Origin of the sequence: Enterococcus sp. AZ091 (genome assembly GCF_051714805.1) — a bacterium.
GTDB classification, from domain to species: Bacteria; Bacillota; Bacilli; order Lactobacillales; family Enterococcaceae; genus Enterococcus_D; species Enterococcus_D gallinarum.
Window position 1 is genome coordinate 507,477 of record NZ_JBIOSO010000002.1, and the last position, 16,538, is coordinate 524,014.

General features: G+C 41.1%; 13 protein-coding genes. All 13 read left to right on the forward strand.

What is annotated here, in order from left to right; translation table 11 throughout:
- Nucleotides 1–170 precede the first annotated feature (170 nt).
- The 13 genes from IGJ28_RS14860 to IGJ28_RS14920 all read left to right on the forward strand — a co-directional run bounded on the left by IGJ28_RS14860 (nt 171) and on the right by IGJ28_RS14920 (nt 16,493).
- A complete protein-coding gene (locus IGJ28_RS14860; RefSeq protein ID WP_369915129.1) occupies nt 171–1,481 on the forward strand; it encodes a citrate transporter in 1,311 nt (436 codons plus the stop codon).
- A 19-nt stretch (nt 1,482–1,500) separates the two neighbouring features.
- Nucleotides 1,501–2,724 carry an amidohydrolase family protein gene (locus IGJ28_RS14865; protein ID WP_252711501.1) on the forward strand — a complete coding sequence of 408 codons (1,224 nt, stop codon included), beginning with the start codon at nt 1,501–1,503 and terminating at the stop codon, nt 2,722–2,724.
- A gap of 764 nt (nt 2,725–3,488) precedes the next feature.
- Nucleotides 3,489–4,196, forward strand: coding sequence for a deoxynucleoside kinase (locus IGJ28_RS14870; RefSeq protein ID WP_170081327.1), 708 nt, complete (start codon nt 3,489–3,491; stop codon nt 4,194–4,196).
- Between the two features lie 132 nt (nt 4,197–4,328).
- Nucleotides 4,329–5,177 (forward strand): helix-turn-helix domain-containing protein, encoded by an 849-nt coding sequence (locus IGJ28_RS14875; RefSeq protein WP_252711500.1) that lies wholly within the window; start codon nt 4,329–4,331, stop codon nt 5,175–5,177.
- A 257-nt stretch (nt 5,178–5,434) separates the two neighbouring features.
- Entirely contained in the window at nt 5,435–6,391 is a 957-nt protein-coding gene (locus IGJ28_RS14880) for an FAD:protein FMN transferase (RefSeq protein WP_252711499.1), read from the forward strand.
- A gap of 3 nt (nt 6,392–6,394) precedes the next feature.
- Nucleotides 6,395–7,000: an NADPH-dependent FMN reductase gene (locus IGJ28_RS14885; RefSeq protein ID WP_021150173.1), complete on the forward strand. Its 606-nt coding sequence runs from the start codon at nt 6,395–6,397 to the stop codon at nt 6,998–7,000.
- A gap of 21 nt (nt 7,001–7,021) precedes the next feature.
- Nucleotides 7,022–8,278, forward strand: coding sequence for an NAD(P)H-dependent oxidoreductase (locus IGJ28_RS14890; protein WP_003125869.1), 1,257 nt, complete (start codon nt 7,022–7,024; stop codon nt 8,276–8,278).
- Nucleotides 8,279–8,724: 446 nt separating this feature from the next.
- The gene (locus IGJ28_RS14895; protein WP_252711498.1) at nt 8,725–9,771 is read left to right on the forward strand and encodes an FUSC family protein; all 1,047 of its coding nucleotides are present in this window, start codon (nt 8,725–8,727) and stop codon (nt 9,769–9,771) included.
- A gap of 115 nt (nt 9,772–9,886) precedes the next feature.
- On the forward strand, nt 9,887–10,486 hold the full coding sequence (locus tag IGJ28_RS14900; protein ID WP_252711497.1) for an NUDIX hydrolase N-terminal domain-containing protein: 600 nt from the start codon (nt 9,887–9,889) through the stop codon (nt 10,484–10,486).
- Nucleotides 10,487–10,853: 367 nt separating this feature from the next.
- Nucleotides 10,854–12,164 (forward strand): NCS2 family permease, encoded by a 1,311-nt coding sequence (locus tag IGJ28_RS14905; protein WP_252711496.1) that lies wholly within the window; start codon nt 10,854–10,856, stop codon nt 12,162–12,164.
- Nucleotides 12,165–12,328: 164 nt separating this feature from the next.
- Nucleotides 12,329–13,327 carry a LacI family DNA-binding transcriptional regulator gene (locus IGJ28_RS14910; protein ID WP_176332992.1) on the forward strand — a complete coding sequence of 333 codons (999 nt, stop codon included), beginning with the start codon at nt 12,329–12,331 and terminating at the stop codon, nt 13,325–13,327.
- 272 nt (nt 13,328–13,599) lie between these two features.
- On the forward strand, nt 13,600–15,021 hold the full coding sequence (locus tag IGJ28_RS14915; protein WP_002328679.1) for a PTS transporter subunit EIIC: 1,422 nt from the start codon (nt 13,600–13,602) through the stop codon (nt 15,019–15,021).
- Between the two features lie 29 nt (nt 15,022–15,050).
- Nucleotides 15,051–16,493, forward strand: a complete 1,443-nt coding sequence (locus IGJ28_RS14920) for a glycoside hydrolase family 32 protein (protein ID WP_252711495.1) — start codon at nt 15,051–15,053, stop codon at nt 16,491–16,493.
- The last annotated feature ends 45 nt before the right edge of the window (nt 16,494–16,538 follow it).

Consider the following 16,538-nt stretch of genomic DNA (forward strand, 5'->3'; position numbering starts at 1 on the left):
AAAGCAGGCCCCGTTTGAGTTTCTCTAAATGGAATAACCTATTTAGCTAGTTACGTAATAGACTGAATCATTCGTTTTTTTCAATGCATTTATTTTTATCCAAAAAAGGACGTGGAAAAATGAAAACATTTAAAAAATGGGTTTTTTTGCTTGCTGCTATGTTTGTAGGAATGTTTTATGGCATTGCTGTACATGCTGAAGAAGCAATTGACCAAATCGTTGCACCAACAGGATTTAAAGCTATTTTGGTTTTAGTTCCATTGGTCTTGGTTTTAGTTCTTTTATTTAGAAAGGTAGATATGATCATTGCTGGACTGGTTGCTGGTATACTAGCAATGATCATCGGAGGGATCAGTTTAGCAGAAGCCAATACGCAACTGCTGGAAGCTGTGCCAACGATGTTGAGTATCACTGTCCCCATCATCAATTCTGCTGTGGCAATGGCTGTTTTCAAAGCGGGAAGCTATACGGCAGCTTTGACTTTGGCTAAACGAGGAACAAAAGGCAAGGTAGAATATGTTTCTGCATTTATTGTCATTTTGCTTGCAGCAGCTACTTATATGTCTGGAATTGGCGGCGGCAGTGCAATGGTGATCGCACCACTGGCCTTTGCAGCAGTGGGAGTGGTTCCAGAATTGATTGCAGCCATGTCGCTAGCGGCAGCTGTTTCATTTACAACTTCTCCTGCCTCCTTAGAATCAAGTATTGTTTCCAAACTGGGCGGCTTTAGCGTTTCTTCTTATGTTGTTGAGATGCGTCCTTTTTGGTTGTTGTTTGTCGTGTTAGCTATCGCTTTGGCTTTTTGGGGAACGAAGCGCCGTCACATCGGCTTTAAAGCTTCTGCAGAAAATGAATATGAAACAAAAAGTAATGGCGAGTTGTTCAAAATCACATTACCAGCGATTTTCTTGCTTTTTGCAGTTATATTCGGCCCGCTAGTCAATGAGTTGATTGGTTTTGTTTTCTTCACACCGCTTGTTTATATGGTGATCACATTAGCATTGATTTACTTATGTACTGATTTTTCAATGAATCAATCGGTGGAAGCAATGGTAGATGGATCAACGTATATTCTGACTCGTCTTTTTCAAGTGGGAATCTTCTTGGCATTCATCAATATCATTGCGCAAACAGGAACGTTTGCCGTCATTGCTGGGGTAGCTCAAAATGCACCGGAATTTGTTGTAGTACCTGTGGCGATTTTAACCGGAGTCTTGATTGGCATTCCTGCCGGAGCGTATGTGGGCTCAGTGTTGACACTTGTTTTGCCAGTCGCCGTTTCCCTAGGATTCCCACCGATTGCTTTAGGTTTTGTCACAATGGGCGTGGGCTTAGGCAGTCAAATGAGTTTCGTCAACATCACGATGCAAGCATTATCTTCTGGATTCCAAATCCCCATTTTGGATGTGGTCAAAGGAAATGTGAAATGGCTAAGTCTTGCTTCAATTATATTGTTGTTCATTGGTTTGATTTTTGGGTAAGTAAGAGGGAGGAAAAGAAATGGATCTACTAATTAAACAAGCAAGAATCGAGGATGGAGAAGAGTTAAAAGACGTTGGCATTACTGCTGGCAAAATCGTCGAGATCGCACCATCCATCGAAACAGTTGCAAATGAGACCATCGAAGCCAATGGACGAGTGCTGATTCCCGGTCTTGTAGAAAGCCATATTCATTTGGATAAAGCATTGATCGCTGACCGTGAACCCAACAATTCCGGCACACTGCAAGAAGCTATCGCGGTTACTGCAAAATTAAAGCCAACTTTCACAGAGGAAGACATATACCAACGGGCAAAACAAGCACTTGAGATGCTGATCATTCATGGTACGACAGCTGTGCGGACTCATGCAGAGTTTGATCCAGCCCAAGGATTTACGGGCTTTGATACAATCATGCGATTAAAAGAAGAATACAAGGATTTGATTGATATGCAAGTTGTCGCATTTCCCCAAGAAGGAATCTTCAAGGCGCCTGGTACTGATAAGATGATGATCGAAGCAATGGAAAAAGGTGCCGACGTTGTAGGGGGAATTCCTTATAATGATGCACCAGCCAATGAGCATATTGATTTGGTTTTTACGATTGCCAAACAGTTTGATAAAGACATTGATCTCCATCAAGATTTCGCCGATGAAGCGGATGAGACATCAATTGTTTATCTGTGTGAGAAGACCATTAAAGAAGGCTATCACGGGCGTGTCTCCGTAGGTCATTTGACCGCGTTGCATGCGATGCCGCCTGAAAAATTAGCAGAAGTCATCTCATTGATGGCGGAAGCACAAATCAATGTCATGCCATTGCCTGCCACCGATCTTCATTTAGGGGCGAGAAACGATCCTTATAATGTGCGTCGTGCAGTCACTCCGATTCGCAAATTAAGAGATGGTGGTGTAAATATCTGCTTAGGAAGCAACAACATCCGCAATGCCTTCACACCTTATGGGAATGGGGACTTGATTCAGATTGCGATGCTAGCTGTTCCAGTTGCCCACTTAGGTGGGGCTGCCGACTTGCCGACGGTTTTACCGATGATCACTACCAACACGGCGAAAGCGTTGAAACTAGCTGATTATGGATTAGCTGTTGGTAAAAAAGCCGATCTTGTATTGTTAGATACAAAGTCGAAAAGCAATGCATTGATTGATATTCCCGAACGGGTTTATGTGATCAAGAACGGTCGTGTAACGGTTAAAATCGAGAAAACGATCGAAATCTTACGTTAAGGATCATGGAAAGATATTCTTTAGTGGAAAGGGGCTGAAATCAGTTCACTGACACAAAGGATATATCCTAGCTAGAGTTTGTTTTTTGATTCAAGGGGACAAAAACGACTGATTGCTGATCCATTGAAGTGGAATAGCAACATTTTAAACACAACACCTGCTCTTTTTTCTGATAGGAGAGCAGGTGTTGTGTTTTTTTGGGGGAAAAAATGAATAACAAAATCAGCTGCAGTGACTGAATATTTCCTTCCTTTAGATACCATTACTTCACAATATATAGTATTTTTTAATCTTTTTCTTACACTCTGTTCACTATATATTGTATTTACTTTTTTTAAAGATTAGGTAAAATGGATCTTGAAGTTTGGAAGGAGCGCTGTTTTTGTCATAATCGTTTAGCAGGGATTTGTGTCGAAGTGAGGCAAACAAGCATAAAGAATCCGCCATTACGACTCTGAGAAACGCACGAGTTTAGACGACAACCTGTTAGCAGAAGAGTGCCCGTTATTGGAAAAAGGACCTTCAATCTTGTAATACGTGCTGGATTTGATACACTAGAGAGGTTGCCACTGAGACATTAGTCGCGAGAAATCTTTTGTTATCAAAGAGAAATCAGTAAACAAGGTCTTTTATGAGTATTTTGCTGCTAACCAAATGCCATGTAAAGATACGCCTACGTTTTGAATCAGCTTCAGTGTTAGGTTTATCAGTGAGACAAAAAGCGAGACAAGGATGGCTCAACGATATTTTAGTAAGAAGGATGGATGCATGTGTTATTGATAGCAGGAACGATTGGAGCAGGTAAAAGTAGTTTGACCGATTTTTTATCGAAGGAAATGGCTTCAAAACCATTTTATGAAAATGTTGAGGACAACGATGTGTTACCATTGTTCTACTCAAATCCAGAAAGATATGCTTTTTTGTTGCAAATCTTTTTTTTGAATAAAAGTTTTCTTGCAATGCGGGAAGCCTTGTCTCACGATGACAATGTGATCGACCGTTCGATTTATGAAGACAGCATGATGTTTCATTTGAATGCAGATCTTGGAAGGATCTCACCAATGGAAGTCGAGCAATACGACAATTTATTGAACACGATGCTGCGTGAGTTGGAAGACTCCGCCCCAATGAAACAACCAGACTTGATGATCCACATCAAAGTTTCTTTGGAGACTATGATCGATCGGATCGGTAAGCGAGGACGTTCGTATGAACAGGTGGCAAATGATCCAAGTTTGTATGATTACTACAAATTGTTGAACGAACGGTATGATGCTTGGTATGAAAATTTTGATGTCTGTCCGAAAATGCAGATCGATGGGGATGAACTAGATTTTGTAGCAGACCCTCAAAACTTGAACAAAATTATGAAAATGATCGAAACAAAGCTAGCCGAGATACGTACAGGAAAAGAGATAGGAATCTATCAAACCCAGCGGGCTGTTGTAAAAGGCGATTTCTCAGAAAAGTGATTGTTCCATAGAGTCTTCCCCTTCACAAGGGAAAAATAAAATCAAAAGAGGGTGCCTGTTTTCAAAAAAACATGCTAAAATCATATCGATACTGAATGGCTGCCATTGTTGAAGCAGAGAGGGGAAAGGCAATTGAATGTAGAGAAATTTATTGCAGCACGAAAGGCTGCTGGGATGTCACAAAAAGAACTTTCAGAGGGTATTTGCACACAAGCAACTCTGAGCAGGTTTGAAAATAATGGACAAGTCCCTTCCTTGAAAATATTGATCAAGTTATGCAATCGAATCAATCTGCCTTTAGTGGATCTTTTTTCTTCAATCAATGTGGTGAATTCACAACTAGATGAACAACTAGAAAAAGCTGAATTTTCGCTGATTACCAGTGAATTTGAACAATTGGCTCAAATTTTGGAGAAAATCGATCCCAAAACGATCAAAGACGCCGATTTAAGAGCTCGTTATTATTATCTTAAAGGATTCGAGATGGTTTTTAACCAGGCGCCGTTCACGGATGTCTTGTTCCATTTTGATCAATTGCTGATGTCAAAGACGACCGACACAGTATTTCAACTGCTGGCCTACACGGGGATCGGCATCGCTTATGCGCGTGAAGCTGAGTTGGAAAAAGCGGAAGTATATTTCGATAAAGTATTTAGCGAAATTTATACGTATCCCATCCAAACAACGGAAGACATCTGGCGCGTTTTGAATATCGTTTTCCATTGCGGGGTTTTTTACGCGCAAACGAATGATCTTGAAACCAGCAACGCACTATTAAATTATGCGATCGCCATTTGCTCAGAGAATCATTTGACCTATTATCTGGCCCGTGCAGCTGCACAGTTGTCCAAAAATGCCCAAGCTGCCGGCGAACCAGCTTCTGTCATTCTAGAATTGATACAAGATGCACTTGCGTTTGCAAAAATCAACAAAAATCGGCTGTTGATCAATGAGTTAAATCAGATGAAAAAACAGCTATAATGATGCATGACTAAAGCAAATGAAAATGAGTCGTTATTTTTGATCCGTTTTATAGGGAACAACCTTTGATCTAGCAACGAAAGATCGAAGGTTGTTCTTTTTTTTATATAAGATTAGCGCGGCTTTTTATATAAAAAAATATATAATGATATTGACAAAAATGTTTTAAAGGAGTATTCTCTGATTGTGAAAATACTAACAAAAATGATGGTTCGCTAGCGAGTCGTTTGATTTTTGGAATCAAAGAAGGGATACAAATGGGTGAAAACTTTTTTCGAGAAGAAACAAGGGTCATTCATAGAATGGGTACAACCATCACATTACAAGTTGCCCATAACGATCCAATGTGGTTACTATCAGAATTAGAACGCCTGCTGCATGAATATGAAACACGATTTAGCGCAAACGATCCCCACTCAGAATTGATGGCGGTGAATCACGCAGCTGGTCAACATCCTGTGGTCGTCGATCCAGAACTTTATGAGCTGATCAAAATCGGCAAATATCATAGTTGTGCAGCAGACAGTCACTTGAATATTGCGATTGGTCCTCTTGTCCAAAGATGGCGGATCGGATTTACGGATGCAAAAGTCCTCACACCCTCAGAAGTAACTGCACTATTGCCATTGACAGACCCGCAACAAATTCGTCTGAATGAGGAAGAGCAAAGTGTCTTCTTGGAAAAACAGGGAATGCTGCTAGACCTCGGTTCATTAGCTAAGGGCTACATTGCTGATAAATTACGAATGTACTGTCATCAGAACCATGCTGTTTATGCTTTGATCAATTTAGGCGGTAATATCGTGACCTATGGCGCGTCTCCTAAACATCAGGATGGTTTTTGGCGTATCGGTATCAGAGACCCCCAAGGAACAAGGCAGCAATCATTGGAGATCATCAAAGTCAAGAATGCCTCTCTTGTGACTTCTGGTATCTATGAACGCTATTTACAGCAAGGAGCATCCGTTTATCATCACATCATTGATCCAAAAACAGGCTTTCCAACCAAAAGTGACTTAGCGAGTCTGACCATTGTTTCTAAGTCATCGTTGGAAGGAGAAATCTGGACAACTCGTTTATTTGGTAAACCGATTGTTCAAGTGGTGGATCAATTGAAAGCTCAGACCGTAATCGAAGGAATCTTTGTCACAAGGGAGAATCGGGTCTGCCACACGTCAGGGATCAAAGAAAATTATTTTGGAAAGGAAGAATAAAAAATGAAATTTATAGGCTTAGTAGGAACCAACTCATCACGATCAACGAATCGCGATTTGTTAAACTTCATGAAAAACTTTTTTGCTAGTGAAGCGGAGATCGAACTTGTCGAAATCGCCGGTCTTCCTTTATTCAATAAGCCGGAAGACCATGAGTTGCCGGAAGCAGTCAGAAGGATTGCAGAAAAAATTGAAGCTGCTGATGGCGTGATCATCAGTACCCCAGAATATGACCACGCCGTTCCAGCTTCGCTGATCAATGCCTTGAATTGGCTTTCTTATGGTATTTTTCCTTTTGTTGATAAGCCCGTTATGATCACAGGGGCGTCGTATGGCACACTAGGGTCTTCCAGAGCACAGGCTCATTTGCGGCAGATTTTAGATTCACCGGAATTAAAAGCACGGATCATGCCAAGTTCAGAATTTCTTTTGGGGCACTCATTGCAAGCTTTTGATGAACAAGGACGCCTGAAAGATGAAGAGCAAGTAACAAAATTGCGGGAACTATTCAGTGATTTTCTCTTGTTTGTGACGATCACAAGTCAGTTACAACATGCCCATCAAGCCAATAAACGTGAAGCAGAAAATTTTTCTTGGGAAACCATTTAATTGCGATAGGAGATAGAAAAGATGAAATTAATCGGTATCGTCGGATCAACAGCAGAAGTTTCAACCAATCGAAAATTATTAACATTCATCAAAAAACAATTCACCGAACTTTTTACTTTGGAACTGGTCGAAATCAAAGATTTGCCATTATTCAATCAAGATGATGATCAAACGAACAGTCCAGAGATCCAGCAACTAAATCGAAAAATCATTTTAGCCGATGGCGTAATCATTGCTACACCAGAGCACAATCATACAGTACCAGCAGGCCTGAAAAGTGTCTTGGAATGGCTTTCATTTAAGATTCATCCTCTTGAAAATAAGCCAGTAATGGTCGTGGGTGCTTCGTATTATGATCAAGGAACTTCCAGATCACAGTTGCATTTGCGTCAAATCTTGGATGCCCCAGGAGTCAATGCACTTGTGATGCCGGGGAATGAGTTTTTACTAGGAAAGTCAAAAGAAGCTTTTGATGAAGATGGGAATCTGATCGATCAACGAACAATTGATTTTTTAGGCAGCACGTTAGCAAGCTTCGTCAAATTTATTAACGTAGTCTCTGCATTAGCTGGACCTAAACAATTGCCACCAGAAGATTTACATGCGACTGGGAAGATCGCTACAACGGTGGAAGGCGTTGATATGTCTGATGATCAATGGCTTGAGAAAGCTGCAGAAGCAGTAGGGGCCGTTTCTGGAAATACTTATGTTCAGTTAAATCGTGGATTATTGACCGTCGATCAAATCAATTACTTTTTAGATTCAATGCCGATGGAGTTGACCTTTGCGGATAGCAATAATCAATTCTTGTATTATAACTTGCGTCAAGAAGCCCATGAAATGTTGGCAGCTCGTGTTCCCGGTCAGGTGGGCAATCCATTAGCTAACTGTCACCCTGAAAAATCATATAAAAATGTGGAATGGGTGATCCAACAATTGCGCAGCGGCGCTACAGATGCTGTTCGGGTTCATGTACCAAAACAGGTTCCAGAGAAATACATCGTCCACAATTACCAAGCCATGCATGATGAAAATGGCGAATATGCAGGTATCAACGAGTATATTCTAGATTTCAAACCAATCATTGAATGGTATCTGCAACAAACCGGCCAAAAATTGGTGGGAAACGAAGATGCTGTCTCTAGCGCTTCTGTTCACGAGAACTCAGATGCTGTTACCAGTGCTTCTGTCCATGAAGATAACGCAGAGTCAGCTACGACAACTGGTGCGTCAGAGGCTGTCGTAGTCGATGCTGTTTCTAGTGCATCTGTAAAATAAAAGAGGACTAAATTTTTCCTATCCTAAAGGAGATAGAGGAATAAAATGATTCGATCAAAACTAACTGAGTGCAACTTCTTGTTTGCTCCAGAATAGTTTTGATCTTTTTTATATCACTTGAACCGTATAATTGACGGCAATGAGAGTGCACCATCTTTTCTGATAGATTAATTGAGATCAAGTGATTCACGAAACTTTCTTGAAAAATTTGCATATTTCGATTTTCATTCCTATAATTGATAGAGAGGCCGTTGCCTCTCTGCTAGAAAGTCGCTGCTTGTTTTTCCATTGTTAAAAATCTTCCATCTTCTATAGCTTGCTTCATCAGTTATGCCGTGTTTTTCATTGAAGATCTTGCTTTCTTCTGATCATTTACATACTAATTTTTTCCCAAACAACCACTTATAAAAGATGTCGCTCCCAATAGGGGCTAGAGGAGGAATGTCATGAATTTAACTACCAAACTATCACGTCCATTGGGCTCTGGCATCGCAATGGGCGTTCCTTTGATTACTGGGATTCTTTCCAAAGACCCCATGATTTGTTCTGTTGGAGCCATGGGAGCTTTTTCTTATTTGGCTTTTCAGCACCGTTCCTTCAGTTACAATTTAAAAGCAATCCTGATCCACGGTTTTGCATTGTTGAGTGCCTTTATTTTAGGGGCGATTACTTCATTGATTCCTTGGAGTGCACCGTTTATCATCGGCTGCTTATCCTTCACGGCTTTTTTACTTTCCAAAATCTACCGCTTGCCAAAACCAGATTATTTCTTTGTACTGATGCTCTACGCAACGGGATTCAATTTTCACCATCAAACACAGAATGTGACAGCTGCTTTACTGGCGATTCTTCATCAAAGCTCCTATCTTCTTTATGGAATCGTAGGTTCTCTGGCGGCTGGGTTGCTGATCTCTGCTGCAGAAAGGCTGCCTTTTCATTTACCCAAAGATCGCTTTCAGCAGCTTTCTCTCAAAGATAAGTATTATGTCGCTCTTTACCACCAACCGGAAATGATCCTAAAAGCGATGCATTTTTCGATGATTTTATTTATTGCTACTTATAGTGGATATCTGTTGAGAGCAAGCAATGGTTATTGGATCTTGATTTCTGCAGCCGCGGTACTCGCTGGCGAACATATGGAAAACATCAAAAAAAGAACAATCGGTCGTGTGCTAGGAGGAATAGTTGGGCTCTTATTAGGTTTCTTACTCATGGCACTGGATTTACCATTAGAAGCAAAAGCTGCTATTTTGATTGTATTGAATGTATTGACGGAATATTTCATGCCTGTCAATTATACGATCGCCAACTTCTTTACCAATCCGCAAGTGCTGCTTTTGATGACTATCGGCAGTAGTTTTGTACCACTCCATCTGATTCCTTGGCGTTTCTCGGGAACATTGATCGGTAGTTTATTGGCTATGGGATTGATTTTTCTCATGGATTTTGCGTTAAAGCAAATCCAGCAAAGTATGATCTATCGCAAAGAATGATTGCTTGTTGAACAATGCCAGCTGACTTTAGAAATTAGTGCTGTCTGGCTTTCTATCTGCCAGAATTTGCTTTATCATAAAGAGAGAATGACAGAGCACAAAGCGAGGGGAGCAGATGCAGGAGATTTTTGAGAAGTATCAGCGATTGCTAGCAATCGCTGATGCTGGGATCTATTATGGCAAGGATATTTATGATCAAGAGCGTTATGTCGAAATGAAAGAAATTCTAGTGGAATTGATGAGCCGATCGACGAAAGAAACAACCGATACGCTTAAACTTGTGCTAGATGCCAATGAGGGGTATCCAACACCAAAAGTTGATGTTCGAGCATTGATTCGTCAGGATAACAAAGTCTTATTAGTGGAATACATTCATACAAAAGAGTGGTCTTTACCGGGTGGCTATGCAGAAGTCGGTTTCTCACCCAAAGAAAACGTTATAAAAGAAGTGTTGGAAGAGACAGGATTAATTGTTGAAGTTGACAAACTTTGTGCAGTATTTGATACTAATCTGCGCAAAGACATTCCACAATTGTTTCAATATTATAAATTAGTTTTTGCCTGTTCGATCAAAGAAGGCTCTTTTGTGACGAACAGTGAAACCTCTGCCAGTGGCTTTTTTACGTTGGAAGAGTTGCCGCCGTTGTCAATGAAACGAACGACAGCAGAACAATTAAAGATTTTGATTGAGGAAGAGCAAAATTTTGTGGATTGATCATTCACAAAAACAGTTTAACCAATAGGTCAGCAAAAGAAATCCTGATAGGATCTTTCTGTCAGGTAGGATTGGCTTTTCTTCGGAAAAGATGATCGTTCTTTGGCTGCCTATTTTTGTTTCTGACAGTACAGACTTTTTTTGTTTTTACTATTCAAGTGGTACAATCGAAGCATAACGAGTATGAGGCACTGTGTATGGGAAATAAGCGGTTTTAGCATCTTAAATGAAAATGAAAATAGTTCTGAAATTTTTAGAAAAGTTTATTTACTTGGAGGAAAAGTTGGTATATCATTGATTTCGTTGTTTTATTAAGGATTCAGAGAGAAAATAATCGCGCCTATCTGAATAATGGAGGATTCAAAAAATGAAAAATGTGCTTCACTCTTATTTTGGGCTTGATGAGCTCAACACGACCATCAAGCGGGAACTCTTGGCTGGATTCACGACATTTATTTCAATGGCCTATATTCTTTTTGTCAATCCAACGGTCCTTGGTGCTTCTGGTATGGATGAGGGAGCGGTCTTTACAGCCACAGCATTAGCAAGTGCCCTCGGATGTATTTTGATGGGAGTCTTGGCAAAATACCCGATTGCGACAGCTCCTGCGTTAGGAATCAACGCGTTCTTTTCTTATTCAGTCTGTATCGGGATGGGTGTGCCTTGGCAAACGGCACTAGCCGGTGTTTTTGTCGCTTCGCTGATTTTTATTGCAATCACGATTTTTAAACTTCGTGAAATGATCATTGATGTGATTCCTTCCGACTTGAAATATGCTATTTCTGGTGGGATAGGCTTGTTCATTGCTTTCCTTGGTCTTAGTGAAGGTGGGATCATTGTTTCCGACGATTCAACATTAGTTGCCTTAGGATCATTGAGTGTAGGTACGACATGGTTAACGATCTTTGGCTTGGTCATTACGGCTGTGTTGATGGTTCGTCGAGTACCTGGCGGGATTTTCATTGGGATGGCAGCGACGACCATTCTCGGTTTAGTGACAGGTTTGATCCACGCACCGAGTTCGATCGTTTCGGCAGCACCTAGTATGTCGTCGACTTTTTTAGTCGCATTGAAGCATATCGGTGACATCAACACATTGCAAATGTGGGTCGTTGTCCTAACATTCTTACTAGTCACTTTCTTTGATACTGCCGGTACGTTAGTTGGTTTAGCCAATCAAGCAGGTTTCATGAAAGACAATAAGATGCCTCGAGTGGGGAAAGCATTAGCGTCTGATTCGACAGCGATGTTGGCAGGATCATTACTAGGAACTTCTCCAGTAGGCGCATATGTGGAATCTTCAGCAGGGATCGCTGTCGGCGGTCGTTCTGGACTAACAGCTGTGACCACAGGTATTTTCTTTTTGTTTGGTCTATTCTTTTCTCCGCTTTTATCAGTAGTGACCTCTCAGGTTACAGCACCAGCATTGATTGTTGTCGGAGTACTGATGGCGCAATCACTAAAAGAAATCAAATGGCATGAAATGGAAATCGCGATTCCTTCTTTTCTGATTTTATTAGGCATGCCTTTGACTTATAGTATTTCTGACGGGATCGCGCTAGGTTTCATTTTCTATCCAATCACAATGATTGCGGCCAAACGTGGTAAAGAAGTCTCACCGATCATGTATGTGTTATTCTTTGTCTTTATTGGTTTTATGTGGATCTTGAACGTTTGATCACGAGAAATAAACGGATGCTTGCTAGCTCTTTCATGAGTAGCAAGCGTCTTTTTTTGTGGCTTCCTATCTTTTGATGAAGTGAATGGCATCCGAAAGAGAATCAGTGCTTATTTTTGTTTCAGTTCTTGGTATAATAAAAGAAAAAGCAAAGTAGGGTGACTATGGTAACGGTAACGATTAAAGATATCGCTGAAAAAGCAGGCGTTGCGAAAAGCACCGTTTCCCGCTATTTGAATAATGGCTATGTTAGCGAGCAAACACGTAAAAAAATTGATGCAATTATTGAAGAGACCGGCTATCGGCCCAATACGTTTGCCCGCAGTTTAAAAGCACAAGACACAAAACTGTTGGGAGTGATCATTCCTAGGCTGGATTCTCCTTCCACCAACAGTGTGTTAGAAGGGATCGATGAAACAGCTCGAAAGAATGGGTATCAATTGTTAATCACGAATTCTAATCAAAATGAACAACGCGAATTAGAAAATATTGAGATGCTGGTCAAGCAAAAGGTTGCTGGTATCATTATGCTTGCTAGAGAGATCACGAGTGAGCTAGCACAAGTCTTGCAGCAATTGACCGTTCCTGTACTGATGTTGGGTCAACACTTACAAGGAGTCCATTCGATTGTCCATGATGATTATCGTGCGGGAGAGAAACTGGCAGAGTATGCAATTGAACTCGGCCATCGGTCTTTTTTGTTTATCGGAGTGACTGAAAAAGACGAAGCAGTAGGGATCTTGAGAAAAAAAGGCTTTACGGATGTGGTCGCTCAAATGGAAGGGACCAAATTATCTTTCATCGAAACGTCTTTTTCCAGAAGTGAAACCTATCAAAAAGCTCGCTTATTTCTAAAAGAGAATCAAGCGACCTACTTAGCCTGTGCCACAGACAACATTGCTGTTGCCGTATTGAAAGCCGCGTATGAGTTAGGCTTGCGAGTGCCGGAGGATTTCTCCCTTAGCGGCTTCGGTGGATATGATTCGACGGATTATGTCTTTCCGACGATCACGACTACTCACTATCCTTACCACCAGTTAGGTGTCGATGCGGTAGAAACGATCCAGAAGTTGATCCAAAAAGTTCAAGTGCCAGAATTGATCAAGTTACCGAATCAACTGGTGATCAAACAATCAACGATTCCCATAGAACAAATACCATAATGATTCGTGAAAGGGACTGTGCCATAAGTCTCCGACAAGTAACACTATCCGAACCTTAACTATTATTGCTCCTGCGGTGCAGTGGCTCCTCGTCGCAAAAGTCCGAGGAATCTATCGCAACAGCATATGATTCGGTTTAACTTGTTGGATGATGACTTTGTCACAGTCTTTTTTTTTGATAAAACGGGTTGATTTTGCAAACGGTTTCTGTTATCCTTTTTTGTAGAACCGGTTCCATAAAATAAGGTGAGTTGAAATGGAGGAAAATTAAAATGAAAGATCAGAAAATCATTGATCAGTTGCTCCAAGCAGTGGGTGGTAAGGAAAACGTTAAAAATTATGAGCATTGTGCCACTCGACTACGCATTATTTTGAAAAATGATGCGTTGCTAGACAAAAAGAAGGCAGAAAACATTTCTGAAAGCAAAGGTTATTTCTTTAATACAGGACAGCATCAGTTTATTTTTGGGACTGGAAAAGTAAATGAAGTTTATGAGGCTTTTGCTCAAACAATGGGTAAAGATGGTGAGCAGCAGACAGCCTTTAAAGAAGATGTTTATTCCAATCTGACGCCTGTTCAGAAAGTTGTTCGTACTCTTTCTGATGTGTTGGTGCCATTGATTCCGGCATTAGTTACAACTGGACTTTTGATGGGGATCCGTGGTCTGCTAGTTGAATTAGGGGTTCCTTTTAGTGCGGACTGGTATGCGCTCTTTGAAATGCTGACAGATACAGCCTTTGCTTTCTTACCTGTATTGATTGCTTATAGTGCCACCAAAAAATTTGGCGGTAATCCGATCATCGGGATCGTTGTTGGTTTGATGATGGTAGCACCTCAGTTACCCAATGCTTGGGCAGTTGCTAGTGGCGATGCACAGCCGCTACATTTATTCGGTCTTTCTATTTCAGGGTACCAAGGTTCGATTTTCCCCGCAATTATTGTTGGTTGGCTTGTTTCCAAATTAGAAAAAGGATTTAGAAAATTTGTTCCACAAATGATGGATTTAGTCGTCACCCCATTTCTGACTATCGTAGTGACGCTGACATTAGTTTTATTTGCATTAGGTCCCATTTTGCAAGTTGCAGAAAAAGCAGTGATCAACGGCATTGTTTACCTCGTACAAGCGCCTTTTGGTATTGGCTATATCTTATATGCAGCGGTTCAGCAATTGATTGTTATCACCGGTTTGCATCATTCATTGAGCATCATCGAACTTGGTTTATTAAATACTTCAGGAGAGAATGTCTTGCAAGTTCTAGGAACAGCGAGTATGGCAGGACAATTTGGGGCAGCAATCGCAGCTGCTTTTCTTTACCGAAACAAAGTCAAACGCTCGAATGCCATTAGTGCGGCTGTACCAACCTTGTTTGGGATCACGGAACCATTATTGTTTGGGATCAATCTTCGGTCCTTGCGTATTTTTGCTTCTGGCATGGTTGGGGGGGCCATCGGCGGCTTGATGACGTATGTTTTTCAATTGGCAGCAACAGGAATGGGCATTACATTTATTCCTGGTTTGTTGTTGTATACAGGAGATTTCGGCGCCATGTTGAAATACATTGCAGTGATCCTCATTGCGTTTAGTGTGGGCTTTGCCTGCGTCCAACTGCAGCGGAGAAAGATTTCCGATGAATTGAATGAAGAAACAACGATTGAGGATGACCTTCAAACGTTAAGCGCAACCGAGAATTAATGGAAAAATTGTAGAGAAGAAAGTGGTGGATGGATTTGTGTGCAAAAGAAGCCTGGCAAGAGCTGGAACAACAATCGGAACTAAAAGCAAAGATCGCTCAGGATAACTGGCGACTGTACTTTCATTTAATGCCGGAAACTGGGTGGATGAATGATCCCAATGGGCTTTGTCAGTTTAATGGGGTTTATCATTTCTACCATCAATATGTTCCTCAAAATCCTGCAGGAAAAGAAGCACCCCATTGGGGACATAAAACGTCAACCAATTTGGTAGACTTCAAAGAAGAAGCAATTTTTCTCTCACCAGAACACTCGTATGATCGAAATGGTGTATTTTCTGGCAGTGCGATTGTAAAGGATGATCAGATCCATTTCTTTTATACAGGAAATGTGAAAAACGAAGGGGACCATGATTATACTTTTAGTGGCAGAGAACAAAATACGGTCCATGTGATTAGTGATGGTTATTCGATTGAAAAACAAGAAGTAGTGATCCCGCATGAAGCATATCCTGCAGGGTTTACCGATCATATCCGTGATCCAAAAGTATTTGAAAAAGAGGGCCGTTACTATATGATCTTAGGGGCTCGAACTCGGGAAAGTGAAGGAAAGATTTTGATTTATCAGTCAGAGGATCTTTCACAATGGACGTATCAAGGGATATTTTTAGGGGATGATTATTCCCTTGGTTATATGTGGGAATGTCCCGATTTCTTTCAACTTGACGGACAAGATATTTTACTTTTTTCACCACAGGGAGTAGATCCGCAAGCTTATGCTTTCAATAATTTATACCAGTCTGGCTACTTATTAGGGGAAGTAGATTGGAAAAATTTGAAATTTAAGCCAACATCGGATTTCGTGGAATTGGATCGAGGGTTTGATTTTTATGCTCCGCAAACGTTCTTGGATCAAAAAGGGCGCAGATTGTTATGGGGCTGGATGGGACTAGGGGACACAAGTCCTGAATACTCGAATCCCACTGTTACTCGAGGATGGCAGCATGCGGCGACATTGCCGCGTGAATTGAGCTTCAATGGGCAACGATTGATCCAACAACCATTGCCAGAATATCAAAAATTACGTGGAAAGCCTTTCTTCTGGAACGTCGAGTTAAAGGATAGCGTTACTGCTCCAAAATTAGCTGGAGAGGTCTACGAACTGCAGGTAGAGCTAACCCAACAGACAAAAAACCTGCAGCTTCTCTTGCGCCAAGACACGATTCTCTCTTATGATGGCCATATTTTTACTCTTTCTCATGGGCCTTCCGGCTATGGACGCAAAAAAAGAAGCATTCAACTATCAGAATTACGACAGATCCAACTGTTTATGGACACTTCATCGATGGAAGTGTTCATAAACAATGGGGAGTATACCTTTACTTCCAGACTTTATCCGCAAAAAGAGCAAGACCAAATCGTCTTCTCAGGGACTGGCAGTTTGGCTATTCAACTGTGGCCATTCTCAAATTAGCAAATAGCATGCGCAATCAGCAAAGAAGCGTGATAGAAGGAAAAG

Bases quoted from the DNA above. Each gene is read 5' to 3' on its own strand.
- IGJ28_RS14885 (WP_021150173.1), top strand. From the start codon at position 6,395: ATGAAATTTATAGGCTTAGTAGGAACCAACTCATCACGATCAACGAAT.
- IGJ28_RS14915 (WP_002328679.1), top strand. From the start codon at position 13,600: ATGAAAGATCAGAAAATCATTGATCAGTTGCTCCAAGCAGTGGGTGGT.
- IGJ28_RS14870 (WP_170081327.1), top strand. From the start codon at position 3,489: ATGCATGTGTTATTGATAGCAGGAACGATTGGAGCAGGTAAAAGTAGT.
- IGJ28_RS14865 (WP_252711501.1), top strand. From the start codon at position 1,501: ATGGATCTACTAATTAAACAAGCAAGAATCGAGGATGGAGAAGAGTTA.
- IGJ28_RS14905 (WP_252711496.1), top strand. From the start codon at position 10,854: ATGAAAAATGTGCTTCACTCTTATTTTGGGCTTGATGAGCTCAACACG.
- IGJ28_RS14900 (WP_252711497.1), top strand. From the start codon at position 9,887: ATGCAGGAGATTTTTGAGAAGTATCAGCGATTGCTAGCAATCGCTGAT.
- IGJ28_RS14890 (WP_003125869.1), top strand. From the start codon at position 7,022: ATGAAATTAATCGGTATCGTCGGATCAACAGCAGAAGTTTCAACCAAT.
- IGJ28_RS14920 (WP_252711495.1), top strand. From the start codon at position 15,051: ATGGATTTGTGTGCAAAAGAAGCCTGGCAAGAGCTGGAACAACAATCG.
- IGJ28_RS14910 (WP_176332992.1), top strand. From the start codon at position 12,329: ATGGTAACGGTAACGATTAAAGATATCGCTGAAAAAGCAGGCGTTGCG.
- IGJ28_RS14860 (WP_369915129.1), top strand. From the start codon at position 171: ATGTTTTATGGCATTGCTGTACATGCTGAAGAAGCAATTGACCAAATC.
- IGJ28_RS14895 (WP_252711498.1), top strand. From the start codon at position 8,725: ATGAATTTAACTACCAAACTATCACGTCCATTGGGCTCTGGCATCGCA.
- IGJ28_RS14880 (WP_252711499.1), top strand. From the start codon at position 5,435: ATGGGTGAAAACTTTTTTCGAGAAGAAACAAGGGTCATTCATAGAATG.